Source organism: Ruegeria sp. CF3 (genome assembly GCF_056537365.1).
Window position 1 is genome coordinate 86,548 of record NZ_JBQFRK010000006.1, and the last position, 17,039, is coordinate 103,586.

Annotated in this window: 13 protein-coding genes; 5 read left to right on the forward strand and 8 right to left on the reverse strand. The window is 56.5% G+C overall.

The window, feature by feature from the left end; translation table 11 throughout:
* Position 1: 1 nt before the first annotated feature.
* Positions 2 to 769 (reverse strand): urease accessory protein UreD, encoded by a 768-nt coding sequence (locus ACR0KC_RS18075; protein ID WP_480772090.1) that lies wholly within the window; start codon positions 767 to 769, stop codon positions 2 to 4.
* Positions 770 to 1,212: 443 nt separating this feature from the next.
* Here ACR0KC_RS18075 and urtA point away from each other — a divergent pair, with 443 nt between their 5' ends.
* From urtA to urtE, 5 genes are all read left to right on the forward strand, one after another.
* Complete coding sequence (gene urtA / locus ACR0KC_RS18080; RefSeq protein ID WP_170392782.1) at positions 1,213 to 2,493, forward strand: urea ABC transporter substrate-binding protein; 1,281 nt, start codon at positions 1,213 to 1,215, stop codon at positions 2,491 to 2,493.
* Between the two features lie 62 nt (positions 2,494 to 2,555).
* Positions 2,556 to 4,508 carry an urea ABC transporter permease subunit UrtB gene (urtB, locus tag ACR0KC_RS18085; RefSeq protein ID WP_480772091.1) on the forward strand — a complete coding sequence of 651 codons (1,953 nt, stop codon included), beginning with the start codon at positions 2,556 to 2,558 and terminating at the stop codon, positions 4,506 to 4,508.
* A gap of 3 nt (positions 4,509 to 4,511) precedes the next feature.
* Positions 4,512 to 5,741, forward strand: coding sequence for an urea ABC transporter permease subunit UrtC (gene urtC / locus ACR0KC_RS18090; RefSeq protein ID WP_170424908.1), 1,230 nt, complete (start codon positions 4,512 to 4,514; stop codon positions 5,739 to 5,741).
* Complete coding sequence (gene urtD, locus ACR0KC_RS18095) at positions 5,738 to 6,478, forward strand: urea ABC transporter ATP-binding protein UrtD (RefSeq protein WP_170424910.1); 741 nt, start codon at positions 5,738 to 5,740, stop codon at positions 6,476 to 6,478. Before urtC ends, urtD begins: the two co-directional genes overlap by 4 nt.
* A gap of 3 nt (positions 6,479 to 6,481) precedes the next feature.
* Positions 6,482 to 7,177 carry an urea ABC transporter ATP-binding subunit UrtE gene (gene urtE / locus ACR0KC_RS18100; protein WP_480707328.1) on the forward strand — a complete coding sequence of 232 codons (696 nt, stop codon included), beginning with the start codon at positions 6,482 to 6,484 and terminating at the stop codon, positions 7,175 to 7,177.
* A 265-nt stretch (positions 7,178 to 7,442) separates the two neighbouring features.
* On the opposite strand, the gene ACR0KC_RS18105 is transcribed toward urtE, so the two are convergent.
* Genes ACR0KC_RS18105 through ACR0KC_RS18135 form a run of 7 tightly spaced genes read right to left on the reverse strand, consistent with a single transcriptional unit; the run spans position 7,443 to position 16,719 of the window.
* Positions 7,443 to 8,864 (reverse strand): AMP-binding protein, encoded by a 1,422-nt coding sequence (locus tag ACR0KC_RS18105; protein WP_480772092.1) that lies wholly within the window; start codon positions 8,862 to 8,864, stop codon positions 7,443 to 7,445.
* Positions 8,857 to 9,702 carry a hypothetical protein gene (locus ACR0KC_RS18110; RefSeq protein WP_480772093.1) on the reverse strand — a complete coding sequence of 282 codons (846 nt, stop codon included), beginning with the start codon at positions 9,700 to 9,702 and terminating at the stop codon, positions 8,857 to 8,859. The genes ACR0KC_RS18105 and ACR0KC_RS18110 overlap by 8 nt, the downstream gene beginning before the upstream one ends.
* On the reverse strand, positions 9,699 to 11,030 hold the full coding sequence (locus ACR0KC_RS18115) for a hypothetical protein (RefSeq protein ID WP_480772094.1): 1,332 nt from the start codon (positions 11,028 to 11,030) through the stop codon (positions 9,699 to 9,701). The genes ACR0KC_RS18110 and ACR0KC_RS18115 overlap by 4 nt, the downstream gene beginning before the upstream one ends.
* Positions 11,027 to 12,127, reverse strand: a complete 1,101-nt coding sequence (locus ACR0KC_RS18120) for a BtaA family protein (RefSeq protein ID WP_480772095.1) — start codon at positions 12,125 to 12,127, stop codon at positions 11,027 to 11,029. Before ACR0KC_RS18120 ends, ACR0KC_RS18115 begins: the two co-directional genes overlap by 4 nt.
* Positions 12,120 to 14,576, reverse strand: a complete 2,457-nt coding sequence (locus tag ACR0KC_RS18125; RefSeq protein ID WP_480772096.1) for a PEP/pyruvate-binding domain-containing protein — start codon at positions 14,574 to 14,576, stop codon at positions 12,120 to 12,122. Before ACR0KC_RS18125 ends, ACR0KC_RS18120 begins: the two co-directional genes overlap by 8 nt.
* Positions 14,573 to 15,484 carry a UbiA family prenyltransferase gene (locus tag ACR0KC_RS18130; protein WP_480707338.1) on the reverse strand — a complete coding sequence of 304 codons (912 nt, stop codon included), beginning with the start codon at positions 15,482 to 15,484 and terminating at the stop codon, positions 14,573 to 14,575. The genes ACR0KC_RS18125 and ACR0KC_RS18130 overlap by 4 nt, the downstream gene beginning before the upstream one ends.
* On the reverse strand, positions 15,481 to 16,719 hold the full coding sequence (locus ACR0KC_RS18135) for a hydroxymethylglutaryl-CoA reductase (RefSeq protein ID WP_480772097.1): 1,239 nt from the start codon (positions 16,717 to 16,719) through the stop codon (positions 15,481 to 15,483). The genes ACR0KC_RS18130 and ACR0KC_RS18135 overlap by 4 nt, the downstream gene beginning before the upstream one ends.
* Positions 16,720 to 17,039: the final 320 nt, after the last annotated feature.

The window sequence follows — 17,039 nt, forward strand, 5'->3', positions numbered from 1 at the left end:
GTCAGAGCATCCAGCATCGGGGTAATGTGTCTTTGTTCAACCGGCGCAAAATCGGCATCAATGTGCGGCGAAGAGCCAGGCTGTTGTCGGCCAGAATACGGATAGCCAGAAGGCCGTCTTGGACTAGTGTTGCCCCTGCGTCCTCGGGCAGCATTTTGCGAATGGAATCCAGATGACCTTCGGCCGACTCCGAAGCAAAGACGATCAGCGCCATCGCTCCTGCGCCGTTTGCAATATGCAGCTTGGACAGATGCTTGTGCCAATCACCAGAGAACCGGATCGCGTCAAGGAACACCGTCTTTCCTTGGCGTTGTATCTCGATTCGATCGTTTAGGCGGATATCGGTCAGCGTCTCTCCCATCGCAATGCGGCCGAAGACCAGCGGCTCTACCATCAGCATCTCGGCATCTGGCGCCATCTCGATTTTCAGGCGTCGCTCCAGAGCGCTGCCATTGAACAGAATAGTCTCTTGCGGCAACCAGTTCAGCCGGGCTTCAGTCTCAACAGTCAGATGATTGGTAATCTGGCCACATTCTTGCGGCTTGGCCTTGTAGGCGCGCTCGCACGCTTGTGTTGTCAAAGTCAGCGCCGTTCCTTTTGCTGCCTTACCGGAAAGTCGAAATGAGTCGCCTCCGGTTACGCCGCCTGCCGTGTTAAGAAGAACCGCGTCAAGATCAGGTGTGTTGGTTCTGGGGAACAGACATTTATAAGACCCGGACTGGCGAAACTTGTTCAGCACCGTTCTGTCACCCAATTGCTTGGTACTCAAACTGACGGCGCCTGCAGCGCGCGGTGGAATAGCACTGTGCATAGGCAATATGGCTGCAACGTGGGTAATAGGGCACCTTTGGAACTTTGATTGGTGCCACTTGTTTCTCTGTTGAAGGGGCGGAACACTAATCTACAGAGTCGAAATCTGCTTAATTCGACATCGCGCGGCTAAATTTTAGACAGCGACCTCGGTCTTGGATGAAAAAATAGGCGCATCGCGCCGATTTTTCGAATTGGGTTAAAGGTAAGTTGCCAAGCTTGCTGCGATGCAGAAACCGTATGGGTGCCACCGCGGAGATGACCCGGGGGTGTGTGACGGCTGCGCGAATTGGACCTCGAACACAACCGCCACACGGAACGCAACAACAGTTGCGGGGATCAGGTAGAAGAAGAGTGTGCCTTTGTGCAAGCCCTCTCTCCCGGCCCCGCCAGGAGGATCACATGAAATCGCTCAAATCCACACTCGCCGGATCGGCAGTATTTGCTGTCATGGCCACCGCCGCCTTGTCGACCGAAGACACGATCAAGGTTGGAGTGCTGCATTCGCTTTCCGGTACGATGGCGATCTCGGAAACGACGTTGAAAGACACCATGCTGATGCTGATTGACCAACAAAACGCCAAGGGCGGTCTGTTGGGTAAACAGCTTGAAGCTGTCGTGGTCGACCCGGCCTCTGACTGGCCTCTGTTTGCCGAAAAAGCGCGTGAGCTGCTAACCGTCCATGAGGTGGATGTAATCTTTGGCAATTGGACTTCGGTGAGCCGCAAGTCGGTTCTGCCAGTGATCGAGGAACTAAACGGTCTTCTGTTCTATCCGGTCCAGTATGAGGGCGAAGAAAGCTCTAAAAACGTCTTTTATACCGGTGCCGCTCCGAACCAACAGGCCATCCCCGCCACGGACTATTTCCTGGAGGAACTGGGGGTCGAGAAATTCGCTCTGCTCGGCACAGACTATGTCTACCCCAGGACCACCAACAATATCTTGGAAAGCTATTTGAAGCAAAAAGGTATCGCGGAAGCAGATATCTTCGTCAATTACACGCCTTTCGGCCATTCCGACTGGTCCAAGATCGTGGCGGACGTGGTCGCGCTGGGCGCGGATGGTAAAAAAGTCGGTGTGATCTCGACCATCAATGGTGACGCCAATATTGGTTTTTACAAGGAATTGGCAGCGGCTGGTGTTTCGGCAGATGACATTCCGGTCGTGGCCTTCTCGGTCGGTGAGGAAGAACTGTCCGGTTTGGACACCACCAACCTCGTCGGTCACCTCGCCGCTTGGAACTACTTCCAGTCGGCGGATACTGAGGCCAACGCGGAATTTGTGGACACCTGGAAAGCCACCATGGGTGATGAACGTGTGACCAATGACCCGATGGAGGCGCATTACATCGGCTTCAACATGTGGGTAAACGCCGCGACCGAGGCCGGTTCGACCGAGGTCGATGCCGTGCGCGCCGCGATGTATGGGCAGGAATTCCCGAACCTGACCGGAGGCACCGCTGTGATGCTGCCGAACCATCACCTCGCGAAACCGGTTCTGATCGGCGAGATTCAGGAAGACGGCCAGTTCGATATCATCAGTGAGACTGATGTCGTGCCGGGTGACGCCTGGACCGACTTCCTGCCGGAGTCGGCTGTGCTCGTCTCGGATTGGAAAGAGCTGGGTTGCGGTATGTACAACACCGAGACCAAGACCTGCGTTCAGACCCTGTCGAACTACTAACAGACCACGCAAGGCGGGTTTGTTTGCCCGCCTTGCCACAAAAGACATTCGGGTTTCACCACATGGTACGACTTTTCCTTGCGGGCCTCGCAATCCTGTGCGCCTGCCTGACTGCCAACGCTCAAGAGGTCGGTCTACAACCGATCCTGCAAGAGCATCAGGAGATCATCGCCAAAAGCTCGCGCAAGACGATCAAACCGGCGATTGATGCGATTGCGTCAAGCGGCTTGCCCCAAGCGCAAGTGATGCTTGAGACATGGGCAGCCAAGAACATGTGGATGCGCAAGTCGGACGGTCTGTTCTTCGCTGGCCAGAAAGGAGAGGGGCGGTCGTATGAATTGACCGACTTCGATACCGGAGAAGTCGTCGGTACATTTGAGAAATCCGAGCTTAGGCAGCTGAAGCCCAACAGCGGTATCCGCGCGATGATCGGGACCGCTCTGGTCCGGTTCCAACTGACCGATCCGGATCGCGCAAAACGTCTGGCCGCATTGCAATCCATCCAACGTGATCCCGAAAGTGCACTCTTGGAGCCACTTCGCGCTTCGATAGGGGATGAACCCGAAGCAGAATTGAAGGCGCAAAAGCAGCGGCTGGAACGGTTGCTGACGATCGGTTTTGACGAAGATGCCGCAGCCCGCGTGGCCGCAATCGAAGAAATGTCCGGCGATCTGGGCGTAGACGTTCGTGCGGCTCTGAACCCGTTGGTCGTCACTGCCCGCCAAGCCGCTACCGAATTGCCCCAGGACCTGAACGTCGCCGTTATTCTTGAAGCGGGGTCAGACGCCTTAACGCCTGATGAAGCATATGACTTGCTCGTTGCAGGAAACCTGGCCGCACCGCGTGTTTCGGCGGAAGATATCAGATCGGCACTGGCGGCCAATATAGAAGGTGGTCGTGTAGGTGGTACTCCCGTCGCACAGCTGAATTCAGATGCAATGCGCGCGCGTGCGTATACCTCTCTGGCAGAGGCGGGGACTGTGCCAGCCTTGGTCACGAAGGCGGATGTCAACGCTGCAGTTAACACGCATGTATTCTTCGAAACCTACAGTGAGCCATCTGCCGAGGTCACTGAAGCAGCAGAGAAAGCCCTGCAACAGATCGAACTGAAGGTCGGCCTGAACCAAACACTCGACCTGACGCTGGACGCGATCTCACTGGCGTCGATCTATTTCCTCGCCGCCATCGGTCTGGCCATCACCTTCGGCGTGATGGGCGTGATCAACATGGCCCATGGCGAGTTCATCATGATGGGTGCCTATACTGGCTACGTGGTGCAGCAGATTATCCCTGATCATACGCTTTCGATCATGGTTGCTATTCCAATGGCTTTTGCCGTCACCTTCGCGATGGGCGTCGCTATGGAGCGGTTGGTGATCCGCTGGCTTTACGCTCGCCCGTTGGAGACGTTGCTGGCGACTTTCGGCATCTCAATTGCCCTACAGCAACTGGCCAAGAATATCTTTGGCACGCAGGCGCGCCCGCTGACTGCTCCAGGTTGGTTGGATGGTTCGTGGATGCTGAATGACGTGGTTTCAATCAGCTACATCCGCATTGCGATCTTCGTTCTGGCGCTTATTTTTCTGGGACTTTTCCTCTACATCATCAAGCGGACGAGGCTAGGGCTTGAGATGCGTGCAGTAACGCAGAACTCGCGCATGGCGGCGTCAATGGGGATTAATCCCGGGCGAGTGAATATGCTGACCTTTGGGCTTGGCTCCGGCATTGCCGGCATCGCCGGGGTCGCGATTGGCCTATTCGCCAAGGTCACGTCCGATCTGGGCAGCGACTATATCGTGCAAAGTTTCATGACAGTGGTTGTGGGTGGTGTTGGTAACATCTGGGGCGCGCTTGCAGGTGCGGGCATGATCGGCTTCTTGCAGAAGGGGATCGAGTGGATGAACCCGTCGAACACCCTCGCGGCCCAAACCTACATGATCATCTTCATCATCATTTTCATCCAGTTTCGGCCGCGGGGCATTATCGCCCTCAAGGGTCGCGCGGCGGGGGATTGAGCCATGGAACGCAGCTTTATCGCCAAGAACCCATCCGTGCTGGTCTTTCTTGCCATCCTGTCCCTGTTCACCCTGAGCGTAACCATCCTGTCCGAGGGATTCGGGATCGGTGTAATCTCGACCAGTTTCGTCAAAACGCTGGGCAAAACCCTGTGCCTTTGCCTGATCGCAGTGGCGATGGATCTGGTCTGGGGCTTCACCGGCATCCTGTCACTGGGTCACTTCGCCTTCTTCGGGCTGGGGGGCTACATGATCGGCATGTGGCTGATGTACGAACGCACCCGCCTGATCGTGGTCGACTCGCTGGCACAGGCCGAAATTCCACCGACGTCGTCCGAAGTGGTGGACGCGATTGGAACACAAGTCTTTGGCGTTGTCGGATCGTCGGAGTTTCCGTTGATCTGGGCGTTCTCCCACAGCCTGACCCTGCAACTGATCCTGGTTGTGCTGGTCCCGGGTCTGTTGGCGCTGGTCTTCGGATGGTTGGCTTTCCGGAGCCGTGTCACCGGTGTATACCTATCGATCCTGACACAGGCGATGACGTTGGCACTGGCCCTGTATCTGTTTCAGAACGACAGCGGGTTGCGTGGGAACAACGGCTTGTCCGGCCTGCAGAACCTGCCAGGTGTCACCGCCTCGCAGGACGTGGTGTCGATCTGGTTCCTCTGGGCCTCGGCGCTGGCCTTGGGTCTGGGCTATATGCTGGCAGCCTGGATCGTGTCAGGCAAGTTCGGCTCGGTCATCCGCGGCATTCGCGATAACGAGGCACGGGTGCGCTTCCTTGGCTATTCAGTCGAGGTATTCAAGCTGGCCGTCTTCACCCTGACTGCTTGTATCGCAGCCATTGCCGGCGCGCTTTATTACCCGCAAGCAGGCATCATCAATCCCGAGGAAATGGCCCCTATCGCCTCGATCTATTTGGCCGTCTGGGTCGCCATCGGTGGACGAGGCCGATTGTATGGCGCGGTAATTGGTGCAGCTTTTGTCAGTCTTCTGAGCACGTGGTTCACGGGCGGACAGGCCCCGGATATTCCGCTTGGATTTTACACGATCAAATGGGTCGACTGGTGGCAGGTGCTATTGGGCATAACTTTTGTGTTGGTTACGCTGTTCGCCCCGCAGGGTATCGGAGGATTGTTCGACTTGTGGACCGACAGCCGCCACCCGGACAGGCATGGGGCAAATCTGGGACCGGATGACGGCGCTCTGCGCGAGAAGGAGGCCATCGAATGAGCACTTTGCTTGAGGTTAGCGGCGTTTCGGTCACTTTCGATGGTTTCCGTGCTATCAACAACTTGTCGTTTCAGATCGGCGAGGCCGAGCTTCGCGCCGTGATCGGCCCAAACGGGGCAGGCAAGACCACGTTCATGGACATCATTACAGGTAAAACCCGGCCCGATGAAGGACGTGTCATCTGGGGGGAGAAATCGGTATCTTTGTTGGGGCTGTCCGAGGCAAAGATCGCGCAGGCTGGGATCGGAAGGAAGTTTCAGAAACCCACGGTTTTCGAAGACCAGACCGTGCAGGAAAACCTGTTGATGGCGCTTCAGAACAAACGTGGCTGGCTTCACGTGCTTTTCTATCGAACCTCCACTGACGATTTGCAAAAAGTTGAAGATCTGGCTGTCGAAATCGGTCTGAATCAGAGTTTAAGCCGCAAAGCTGGTGAACTGAGCCACGGTCAAAAGCAGTGGCTGGAAATTGGCATGCTGCTGGCTCAGGAGCCACGACTTTTGCTGGTGGACGAGCCTGCCGCTGGCATGACACCGCAGGAGCGCGAACACACCACCGACTTGCTAGTACAAGCCGCCAGAACCCGTGCCGTTGTCGTGGTGGAACACGATATGGAATTTGTACGACGCCTGAATTGCAAAGTCACGGTTCTACACGAAGGGTCCGCCTTGGCTGAAGGCAGTCTTGATCACGTGACATCTAACCAGGACGTCATCGACGTATATCTAGGGCGCTAAACAATGCTGAAGCTAACAGAACTGACTTTGCATTATGGGCATTCGCAAATCCTCAACGGGATTTCCATGGAAGCCAGACAAGGTGAAGTGACTTGCGTCATGGGGACCAATGGTGTCGGGAAAACCAGCCTTATGAAAGCAATATCAGGTACGCATCCGCGATCGGGCGGCAGTCTGGAACTGGACGGGGAAATTCTGGGCGTCCTGCCTGCTCATCAAATGGCGTGGAAAGGTGTGGCCTATGTCCCACAAGGTCGTGAGATATTTCCTTTGCTCACAGTTCGCGAAAATCTTGAAACGGGGTATGCCTGTCTGCCTGCCAGCGAACATTTCATTCCAGGTGATATATTTGATATGTTCCCGGTCCTCAAACAGATGCAAAACCGTCGCGGAGGTGACCTTTCTGGCGGTCAGCAGCAACAGCTGGCGATTGCACGGGCATTGATAACACGACCAGGCCTGCTTCTGTTGGACGAGCCGACCGAAGGTATTCAGCCCAACATCATCCAACAGATAGGCGAAGTCATCCGACACCTCAGAACCACGAGCGGAATGGCAATCATTCTGGTGGAGCAATACTTTGACTTTGCCTATGAACTTGCCGACAGATTTATCGCGTTGCGACGAGGAGAAGTCATAAGCAACGGCACCAGGGAAGACGTGACACGCGGTGAGTTGCTGCAGGCTGTAACAGTCTAGTGCTGATACTTGAAATTGCTTTCGGAAGTGAAGGATGAAATCCAGATTTAGTTCGGGACATAGTTTGACCCTACGAACATGTTAAGTACTAACAGTTTTTCCTTTTGAGATACCGTCGTTCGCTGACCCCTGCCTTGAGCGGAGAATTGTTTTGATCAAGTGAAGGACTTCATATCGTACTGAGGTTATGCTTGGCCTTTCCCCCAATTTGTATCGCAATTTGGGTAGTGGCGTGCAGGCTCCGTGGCCTACGAGCCATATTGCGTCAGGTTTCTATTATGCGTGTAAGTTTCGTACGATCGACTTTGGAGGCATGACGCTTGTCCATAGGGATGTTCTTAATCGAAATCACATTTGGAACGCCAAAACCAAGCGCAGATTCACTCCAATCGTCGATGTGATCCGCGGAACCTTGGACGCAAAGTGTGGGGCCTGCTTTGGTATTGACGAGCGCGCATCGATCTACACCTGGCCATCGCTGTGCCGCGACTTCGATAGCAAAGGGGAAGAGCGTACCTGAAAAGACTTCAATTTCGGACTCGACGCGCCCCCATAACCATAAACGCCCGTCATCATCCAGCGCGCCAGCGTCACCGGTCCGGTGCCATATGACACCACCTTCTTCGATTTTATTGTTCTTCGAGTGGGTCGGGTCCAAATACCCGTCATTCACATGTGCGCCGGCGACCTGAATTTCATTGTCGCGGATGCGGAGCGTGATTTCGGGCACTGGGTATCCCACAAGAAGACCCCTTCCAACAGCCATGTCGTGGTGATCCTTCACAGTGATATCCGCGGCGTCGAGATGGGCAATCGGTTCAGCCTCGGTCGACCCATAGACGCACACAACCGACAGACTGTGCCGGGTTCTCAACGCCTCGACAAGATTCGGAAACACCGGACCGCCGCCGGTGAACACCGTGTGCAACGGACCGGTATCGTCGGATTGAATCAGTTTTTCACATAGCGATGGTGGGATGAGGGCCCGGGTGATCTGTTGCGTTTGAAGCCAACTTTCCAACTGCACGGACGACAATCGGTCCAGCTTGCTAAACCTCCAGTTCGGTAAAACACTTGTGCGCCCGGCCGCCAGATTGATCAGGGTGAACACCGGAAAGGCCACCAGATCGCGCTCGGCCTTGCGGCTGTCGAGGAGGGGTGCGATGGCATCGTGCTGCGCCATCAGAAACGCGTGCGAGCGCGGAATGGCCTTGGGCTGGCCAGTAGTACCAGAAGTAAAGGAAATAAGGGCGATATCGTCCGGTTGTACCTTTTGCGCCACCGGGTTGCTGCGGCTTTTACCAGGCGTCAGCAGGGGCAGGGCCCAGAGATCCGGAACCAGAAATTTCAGCAAAGAATACGCACCCGCTGCACAGAACGCTTTTGGCTTCGTTGTTCGGGCGGCGTGGCGCAGACCGGCCAGCCCCAAGGCTGGCTCTGGTAAGACAACGGTTGCGCCAAGGGTCCAAAGCGCAGCCAGACTCGCATATAGGTCCGCGTTGACAGGCATGGCCAACAACACGCGATCACCTGACTGGATACCCTTGTCCTGCCACCGACCTGCCAAGTGCTGAACGCGCGTGTGCAGGGTTTGAAAGGTGATCTCGCGGCCCTTGCCGTCCACTATGGCTGTCCGGTCAGGAACCCGTTTAACCGCCGCGGCGAATTGGGACAGCAGGTCAGCCATTCAGCTTCCGTCCAAGCAAAGTATAGCGCCGGAATATTGTCGCGCCTTCCGCTGCACTGCGCTCGGCGGAGGTGTTGTCATCATGGATCAGCGCATGAATGGCGGTTTCGTACCCCATCCTGAGCGCCGCCTTGTGAAACCGGTTAGCCAGATGCCGTCCGGCGCCCGGTTCGAGACTTGCATAGGTCTTGAGGATTGCGGATGCCGGATTGGGGCCTTCGGCATAATTGGGAATGCCAAACAGAAACCCGGCCAATGTCCCGTCATGGCGGCGCGCAAAAAGGATCAGATCGCGCTTCATCATCGGCACAACTGGCATATACATGGCCAGAAAATCTGCCTCGGCAATCGGCTTGTAGAACGCGTTGTTTGAGAACGCACGGGTTGAAAGTTTGAAGACCTGACGAAACAGGGCCTCGGGGTCTGTTCCATCCCATTCTTCCACGACAAAACCATCGGTTACTGGCGGTGCTGATCCAGCGGCGTTCCGCAACGACACCCGGGCCGAAAAATACCGGCTGATCTCTGTAAATCCCGCCGACTGGAAAACCCTGGGCTCATGAAGTTTGTTGGTAGGCTCCATCAGGAACGGAGCGGACCCGTCGCTATCCGAGACGAACCGGTAACTGTGCCAGGTGTCGCCCGACATTGGCCCAATAATGCGGTTGAGGCCGGCGTCTTTCACCCTCTCGATCCCTTTGCACAGGATTTCGGCACCGGCTTCGGGCGTTTTGCAGGAAAAATCGCCGAAGGTCGCGGCGCGCGCGCCCTCCCAGATCGGACCGTTCAGATAAACGGTCAGCTTTGCATCCGCCGTTCTGATGATCTCATTGGTCATGAAAAAACTCTGGCAAAGAACCCAGCACTTAGCGATCCAGCAACGATCCAAACGTAGTAAAGCAACGGCGGCGCGAGGGCCAACAGCGTCAGCCTGAGCACCCTATCTTTTTCGAACCAATGTGGTCGGAGCAACGGCGCTGCGGCTGAACAAGCTAATGAGAACAGGGCCAGTACAGTCAGCGGTTCAGCCCAGTTCGACTGTTCAGAATTCTGGGAAACAGCCCAAGTTCGAATGAAATAAAGGACAGCCGCAGCAAGTGGTATAACAACAGGAATGGGACGCAGCGCCACAGCAGCGAGGCCCATAGCCAGCCCCATCGCACTGAGCCCAAAAAAGGAAACTGCATCCCATCCCGTTGCATTTCCCACCGCAAGCCAACCAAATCCCAAAAGCCCCAAGGCGGCTATGATATCCAGATCGGGGTACTTACTGTCACTAGGAGAAGCGGTACGCGCCCAGCCATGTGCGGCAAGAACCATGATCGGCAGTACTGTGTTCTGCAGCTTTGCGGCGGCCAGCAGCAAAAAAACCGCGACAACATAGACACGGGTCGCATGTTTGGTCAGGCCCAGTTTGGTTCCCACTACGCCGAAGCTGGCAAGGGCGGCAAAGAACATGGCGGCCAACAGCGCGAGCTCTGCCAAAGAGCTGAAATAGTGGCCGTTTAGGAAAATCAATAAGCCAAGCGGCAGGAACAGGTTGTCAAACCCGCGCCAGCTTTGTGCCTCGACTAATGTACCAAAAGCCGCAACCATAAGGCACAACATCATGATGTTAGATGGCGGGAGTTTCGATAAGAACAAAAAGCAGATGATCGCAACCAATAGTGTTACGACAAAAAACACCACTGATCCTTCTAAGCTCTTGTCGCCATCTTCTACCACGTAGCGTTTGGTTCCATACGTGGTCCCGGCAAGCGCAGCGGCTGCATCCGCGAGTGTCAGAACGGCGATTGGCAGTATGTAGAACAGCGTGTTTTCCCCGGCTAGCAGAAAGCAAAGCCCAACTGACAGGGCGAGCAGAAAGTCGCCGTAGGACGTACGATCCACACCATGCAAAGTTGCACCCAGACCCGACGAAAAACGAGGCAGGCGCAGCACCAGCATCACCAGGATTGTGGCCGCAATCAGCATGTAAACCGGCCAGCGATCGGGAAACAACCAGGGCAGCAACAACGCAAAGAGGCCGGTGCTGACATGCATAAGCTTGCGCTGCACTTCGGGTTTCAGGCCCGCTGTATTAGCCAGATTGCGTATAATCATCATTACGCCGACCAGAGCCAGCACCGACCCCGCCGCCAGCAGAATCTGCCCAATAACAGTCACGGTTGAAACTCTTCGACGACGAAATCCGAATAGAAGAATGCCATGTCGCGGGCCTTCTGCTGTGTTTCGATGTCGGTCAGGGTTTCAACCTTGTTTCTGAATTCCGGCGGAACCCTCCGGGGTGCCATCATGTTCCAATAGACTAGTCGGGCATTTGGCTCTGCAGCGGTCAGGATCGACCCGTAAACCTGATGGAAGGTCTCGGGCGACATGTACTCGAAGATGTCGGACAGGTTGAATCCTCTGGCTTTTTCGTCGGTCGACACAAAAGCCTCAAGCGATCCAAGGCGGATGTCGAGACGATCCAACCGGGATCGGATTGTCTCATAATGCTCGGAACGCCACGCCATCGGCAGCGCGTCGCTATGATCGCCTTTGAGAATCCAGTGCAGATAGGGATTTTGCGAGGGATCGGTGGTGACTCCCGCATGACGGATGCGGCGGGCGACATGTTGGGCCGGACTACCCTCTACATGGTCGAAAAACGCACTGTCCCGGCCCATGCGGCCCATGACGAGGCGAGAGAAGAAGATGTTCAGCAAAAGACGCCATCGCACCGTGTTGAACCGCGTGTCGAAGAATGTCAGTCGCTCTGCGGGCGAGCGGGGAACAAACACTGCGTCGATGGTTCGGCGTGAATGCACAAGAGGCAGTAGCCAAGTTCGAAAGATGCGAAAATAGCGCTCGAACTTGCCGACGCCACCGATGCCGTGTTTTTCGACTTCCGTGATCAGAGTCCGCCAGAAAGCGCGCGTTTCGGCATCTGTGGCTTCCAAAACCTGGTTCAGCAATGCGCCCCGTCGGGTACTTCGCCGCGAGCCGGTGAGTTCAATGAATTCGGGATGGGTCAGCACCTTATAGGCCGCGATCCTGAGCTTAAGGCAGGCGATCTGGGCCGGTGAAAGATCCAGAACTACAACGCGCGCGGGATCGAGTGTCAGCATTGCCAGCGCATTATCCCCGGCAGAGCAGATGGAGACCAATGTCTTGCCCGCACAATCGCCCAGGGCGGAGGTGAGAACATCCGCGTCTTCCCACAGTTGGGCATAGCGGATATGGTCGAAATCCGCCTTTTTCTCAATCTCACTGCTACCCATCGCAGCGTTCCACCGCACCGCTTGCCCCGTCGACCCGGATCATCTCGCCATCTTCGATCCAGTTTGTGGCGCCTTTCAGGCCAACCACGCAGGGGATACCCAGTTCGCGTGCGACAATCGCAGAATGTGACAACAGAGATCCCCGTTCGACGACGATGGCGGATGCGTTCGAGAATACGGCGATCCAGCCCGGATCGGTGTGGCGCGCCACAAGTATATCTCCGGGGTTCAAGGCCTCGGTGCGCGGGTCGCGGATCACGCGCGCGCGCGCCTTGATCTGACCTGCGGAACAGCCCGTGCCCTGCTTCATCCGTGCAGGGTCCACCTCGGCGTCTACGCTCTCGGACCAGACCGGCGCGATGGCGGGGCCACGGATTTCGATGCGTTCCGGCGGGTCGGGGCGTCGGGACGAGGCTTCGTCTTCCAGTTTGCGCCGCGCAACGATGCCTTTCAGATCAGATGTCAGGCTATAACCTTCGACTGCTCCGAGAACTTCATGTGTTGTCAGGAAGAATACATCCTTTGGCGATGAAAGCAGGTCACGCGCAGCGAATTCGCGGCCGATGCCCAGAAACACGCGCCGCGCATAACCAAATATGCGCGTGCGTTCAAAGCGCAGGTTTTCTCGGTCGCGCACCCGCGCCTTGGTCCAGCCCAAAATCCATTTGGCGAAGTACCGTTTGAGTGGGTTTGACGGAAACAGAGCCTTCCAGTCCGGTTCATCGCCGTCCTGACGCCCGGAAGGTGGACGTTCAGCGCTGGCTGCAATGGCCAGCAACAGACTGGTCGGGTCATCGCGTAACGGAACGCTTTCTAGCTTGAGCTCTTCCGTACACCGGTCGCCGAACTTCTCAAGATACGCATCAACCTCGGCTTCGATTTGTCGGTGTCCTGACAAAACCGACAGATTTGCATTGGCCTTCAAAGGAGCGGCAAGCCCTGCCTGCCGAACCAACTCTCCCATCCGGGCGATGCGTTGCGCGGGTTCCGCCGAAACGATATCACCTTGCCCGATCATGAGGTCGTTGTGCAGGGTCAACCCGGCCTCGCCCAGCCACTTTTGCAGCAGGTTGCGCGAGCCGCCAAAGGCAATCATGCACAGGAAATCGTTGATCAGCGGGGCATCCCACCGATCCAGCAGAGTGCTTTCAATGCGCCGGTATTCCGCAGCCAGTTGGGTCGCGTTAGAGGCATCCACGTTCAGCCCCGTCTGTAATATGTCGTTCAGCCTGCGGTAAAAATCACGCCGGGTCTGCGGTAGGCGGATGGCCTGCCAGATCAGGCCGCCCGCAACCTTGGCCAGTTTCGCGTACTCCACGATCTTGTGCCAGCCGGTGGTGGGGGGTGGGGCAAGAGCATCCGTGACCTCACGCGGCATCGGTTCAGAAACGCCCATCATCGTTTCCATATAGTTGCGGTTCAGTGAAAACCCGGGCAACAGTGCCAGCGCGCGATACCAGTTGATCAGATTGTAATAGGCGCGCCCGTCCACCCGCCCCAGTAAATTGTCAAACACAGTGGGGTTCAGCGCGACCGTGTGCCGGGACACGCCCAGCAGCCTAACGAAAGCGCGATATACCTGAGAATACACGTGCAGGGCAAAGGAATAAGTCAGCGGGCTGACGATGCCCGGATAGCTTTCGACGATATTGGAATTGTCGAAAATGGTAAGCGTCTGATCTTCGAGCGGGGCAGGGCGCAGGGCCGTGGTGATCGGGCGGGCCTGCAGAATATGCAGCCCTTGCGCATCAATGGCCCATTCGATGTCCTGAGGAGAACCAAATAACGCCTCGGCCTTTCGGGCGAGGGCCGCGATGGATCGCGCCTCCGTGACGGTCAAATGTGCAGGGGCGTCAGGAGCGCTTTCCGGTACGCCATCTGCATCGATGACCCAGTCTTCTCCGTCCGCTTTCCCCGACACAAGCTGCTCTGCAAGCCCGTCAATCGCTGAGATCACGACCACATCGCGCCGGCCACTGACCGGATCGGCGGAAAAGGCTACCCCGGCCGCTTTGGCATCGATCATGCGTTGCACGATGATTGCGGGGGCCTCGGCCTCGCCACCGGATTTGACCGCGCGGTAGGTTTCGATCGTTGATGAGAAACCGGATTGCCAAACCTGCTTGGCCGCCGCGATCACACTCTTGCCGGGAACATTCAGGACCGTTGCGAACTGTCCTGCATGGCTGTGGTCCACGCCATCTTCGGACTGGCCAGAACTGCGTACCGCGTAAGGCCCGGACCCGAGTGTTTCAAGCGCGGTGGACACCGCCGGTCGCAGGCCTTTTTGCGCGATCGGGCCCGATTGCCCCATACGAAACGCGTCATTTGTGATGACAAAGAATGCGGGCGGGGAAAACCCGTGCTGTGACAGATGCGACAGGGCTGCCGCTTTGCCTCCAACCACAGAGATGTCGTTGGCATCCATTTGGTCGACGATGAAAGTCATGCTACGGCTCCGATCAGGTAGGGTAGGAAACCAGCCGTGGCATAGCTGAAAAATACCCACAGACCGGAAACAGCGTCCATCCTGTTTTGTGCTTTCTCAGTGGGTGTCTGACTGTAGTGGAATACAGCAACCCCGCAGGGAACCAGCGCCAGTGTGCCGATCAGGGCGCTTGGCCAGCCAACCCCGGTGGCGCTTCCTGTGCCGGCGAGAAGCGCGTAGGATAACAGAACGCAGCCGATCCAGATACGTCCCGCCGTACGCGGACCCCATAGGGAGGAATAGGTGTCGACCCCTTCGATCTCGTTTTCGGGCGCCCACAATTTCCGCCCGATCTCAAGGACGCAGCCATTCACAAAGGACAACGCCAGGAACAGCCATATTGAGGGTGCCGCGCCGCCTGCCGGCAGCCATTCGAGGCCAGTCAGCAATAGATCGATCAAGGGCATGATTGCCATATGGCTGAGCAGGTACAGAACCGGCCGGGCCTTCAGCCAGGCCGGGACACCGAATTCAATTGTCATCGCAGCGAGCCAGATCCAAACCGCGCCCAACAGCCACAAAACCGACGGGTGCCAGAACCAGGCAGCCGCAAGTGCAATTGGAATGGTCAATAAGCCCAAGCTCAAAACTTCGCCTGGTGAGACCAATCCGCGTGGGATTGGCCTGTTGGGTCGGTAACGTCGGTCATCCTCGGCGTCCTTGAACTCGTCACAGACCCGCATCTGGAAGAACAGCGCCATGGCCAGCACAAAACCGGCGGCAAAGGCAGGCCACTCGGGCAAGGGGCGGTCTGCCAGACGGGCAGACACACAAATGCTGGCCGAGGAAAACACCAGCAACAGGGGGACGGTTTTCTTAAGCGGAAAGCGCTCGGATTGGTAAATCCAAAATCGGTTCTGAAAGCTCATCTGTGGCGGGCCAGACTTTCATGGGCGCGGGTGAAATGACCGGCAGCAATCGCGGCGACAATGGAGATTTCGCCGCATAAGCACGTGGCCGCAGCAACTTCGGCCAAAGCCGTGCCACACCCGCTGCCCCGTAGACCGAGTATGTTCAGTGCTGCTGCCTGGCTTGGCAAACCGGTTCCGCCGCCAACCGAGCCGACAAGGATATTCGGAAGCGTAACCGAGCAGAATAGATCGCCGCCCCTAGGTTCCATACGCGTGACGCCCATTGCACTTTCGGCAACGCAGGCCGCGTCCTGTCCGGTTGCGATATAGAACGCAGCCAGCCCGTTGGCATAATGCGCCTGTGCGCCAAACTGGCCAGACAAATGTGCGCCCAGATTGGCGACACGGCCATAGTCCAGCATCGCCTCGACCGTCGTTCCCAGTGTCTTTTCGACAATCTCAGCCGGAAGCGTAACCGAGGCGCTGACTTTCCGCCCGCGCCCCGTCACCAACCCCAGCGCCGAGGCCTTTTTGTCGCCCGAGAAATTACCTTCGACATACCAGTTCTCAATCGCAACAGGACAGCTATCCGCGATTGCGTGGCAAAGGGCGTCGGTGGCGATTGTCACCATGTTCTGACCTGCAGCATCACCAGTGGTATAGCGGCAAATCAGGAAAACGACGTTGGTGTCAATGAATGGCTCCAGCGATACAAGCTTGCCATGACGGGTCGTCGCTTCGGCCGCAGATTTGAGCATGTCAACATTGGTCACCACCCAATCCACAAATTGCCCCGCTCTTAGCAGGCTATCGAACACAAAGGCCGGGGTCCGCAGCACGCCTTCGTATAAAACAGCGGTACTGATACCGCCCGACCGAGTGGCGGCGTAGGCGCCCCGGGCATAAGATGCGACCAGCGCTGCCTCGGTTGTTGCGAGGGGGACATGAAAGTCGCCGTTGGCGTTCATTCCGTTCAGGCGTAAGGGGCCAATAACCCCGACTGGAAGCTTAACCGTCCCGATGAAATTCTCGATATTGGCGCCATAGGTTTCGGCATTTTCGATAGCCGCCGAATCTGCAATTTGTGCCTGATCCTTGTCGCTGGCCGTTGGTTTCAACTTCTCCCAGAATCGTGCGACCATCTCCTTGGTCGGCTTGCGAGATGGGCGTAAGGTTGAAAACTCTGCATCGCTTGGCGCCATCTGCTGAGGTATCTGGTCAGCATCAAATCGTGCTTTTATGCGTTGAAGCATTTCCCGGACATGAAACGGAATTACCAATAGCGCGCTCCAATAGATTTTCTGTGCAACGCTGTTGCAACCAAAAACCGCTGCGAGGCAAGTTATCAGTCGTTTGATCGAAATCCAGTCAAATGTTCATCGATCAAGTGTTTGATCCTAAAGGGTCTCGCATTTGTCGCAGTTGAAAGTTCCGGTAGGCCTTAGGACGATGATCTTGGCGCGACACGCATCGCAAAAAGGGAGTGTAACCCTTTTGAAACTAAACGCTAAGCGTTCAAACTGGGGGTGCTTTTCAGATGCCTTGCTCTTTACCTGAGGTACAACCAGATCTC

Excerpts from the sequence above, each read along its gene's own strand:
- urtA (WP_170392782.1), top strand. The coding sequence starts at position 1,213 with ATGAAATCGCTCAAATCCACACTCGCCGGATCGGCAGTATTTGCTGTC.
- urtB (WP_480772091.1), top strand. The coding sequence starts at position 2,556 with ATGGTACGACTTTTCCTTGCGGGCCTCGCAATCCTGTGCGCCTGCCTG.
- urtC (WP_170424908.1), top strand. The coding sequence starts at position 4,512 with ATGGAACGCAGCTTTATCGCCAAGAACCCATCCGTGCTGGTCTTTCTT.
- urtD (WP_170424910.1), top strand. The coding sequence starts at position 5,738 with ATGAGCACTTTGCTTGAGGTTAGCGGCGTTTCGGTCACTTTCGATGGT.
- urtE (WP_480707328.1), top strand. The coding sequence starts at position 6,482 with ATGCTGAAGCTAACAGAACTGACTTTGCATTATGGGCATTCGCAAATC.
- ACR0KC_RS18105 (WP_480772092.1), bottom strand. The coding sequence starts at position 8,864 with ATGGCTGACCTGCTGTCCCAATTCGCCGCGGCGGTTAAACGGGTTCCT.
- ACR0KC_RS18110 (WP_480772093.1), bottom strand. The coding sequence starts at position 9,702 with ATGACCAATGAGATCATCAGAACGGCGGATGCAAAGCTGACCGTTTAT.
- ACR0KC_RS18120 (WP_480772095.1), bottom strand. The coding sequence starts at position 12,127 with ATGGGTAGCAGTGAGATTGAGAAAAAGGCGGATTTCGACCATATCCGC.
- ACR0KC_RS18125 (WP_480772096.1), bottom strand. The coding sequence starts at position 14,576 with ATGACTTTCATCGTCGACCAAATGGATGCCAACGACATCTCTGTGGTT.
- ACR0KC_RS18130 (WP_480707338.1), bottom strand. The coding sequence starts at position 15,484 with ATGAGCTTTCAGAACCGATTTTGGATTTACCAATCCGAGCGCTTTCCG.
- ACR0KC_RS18135 (WP_480772097.1), bottom strand. The coding sequence starts at position 16,719 with ATGCTTCAACGCATAAAAGCACGATTTGATGCTGACCAGATACCTCAG.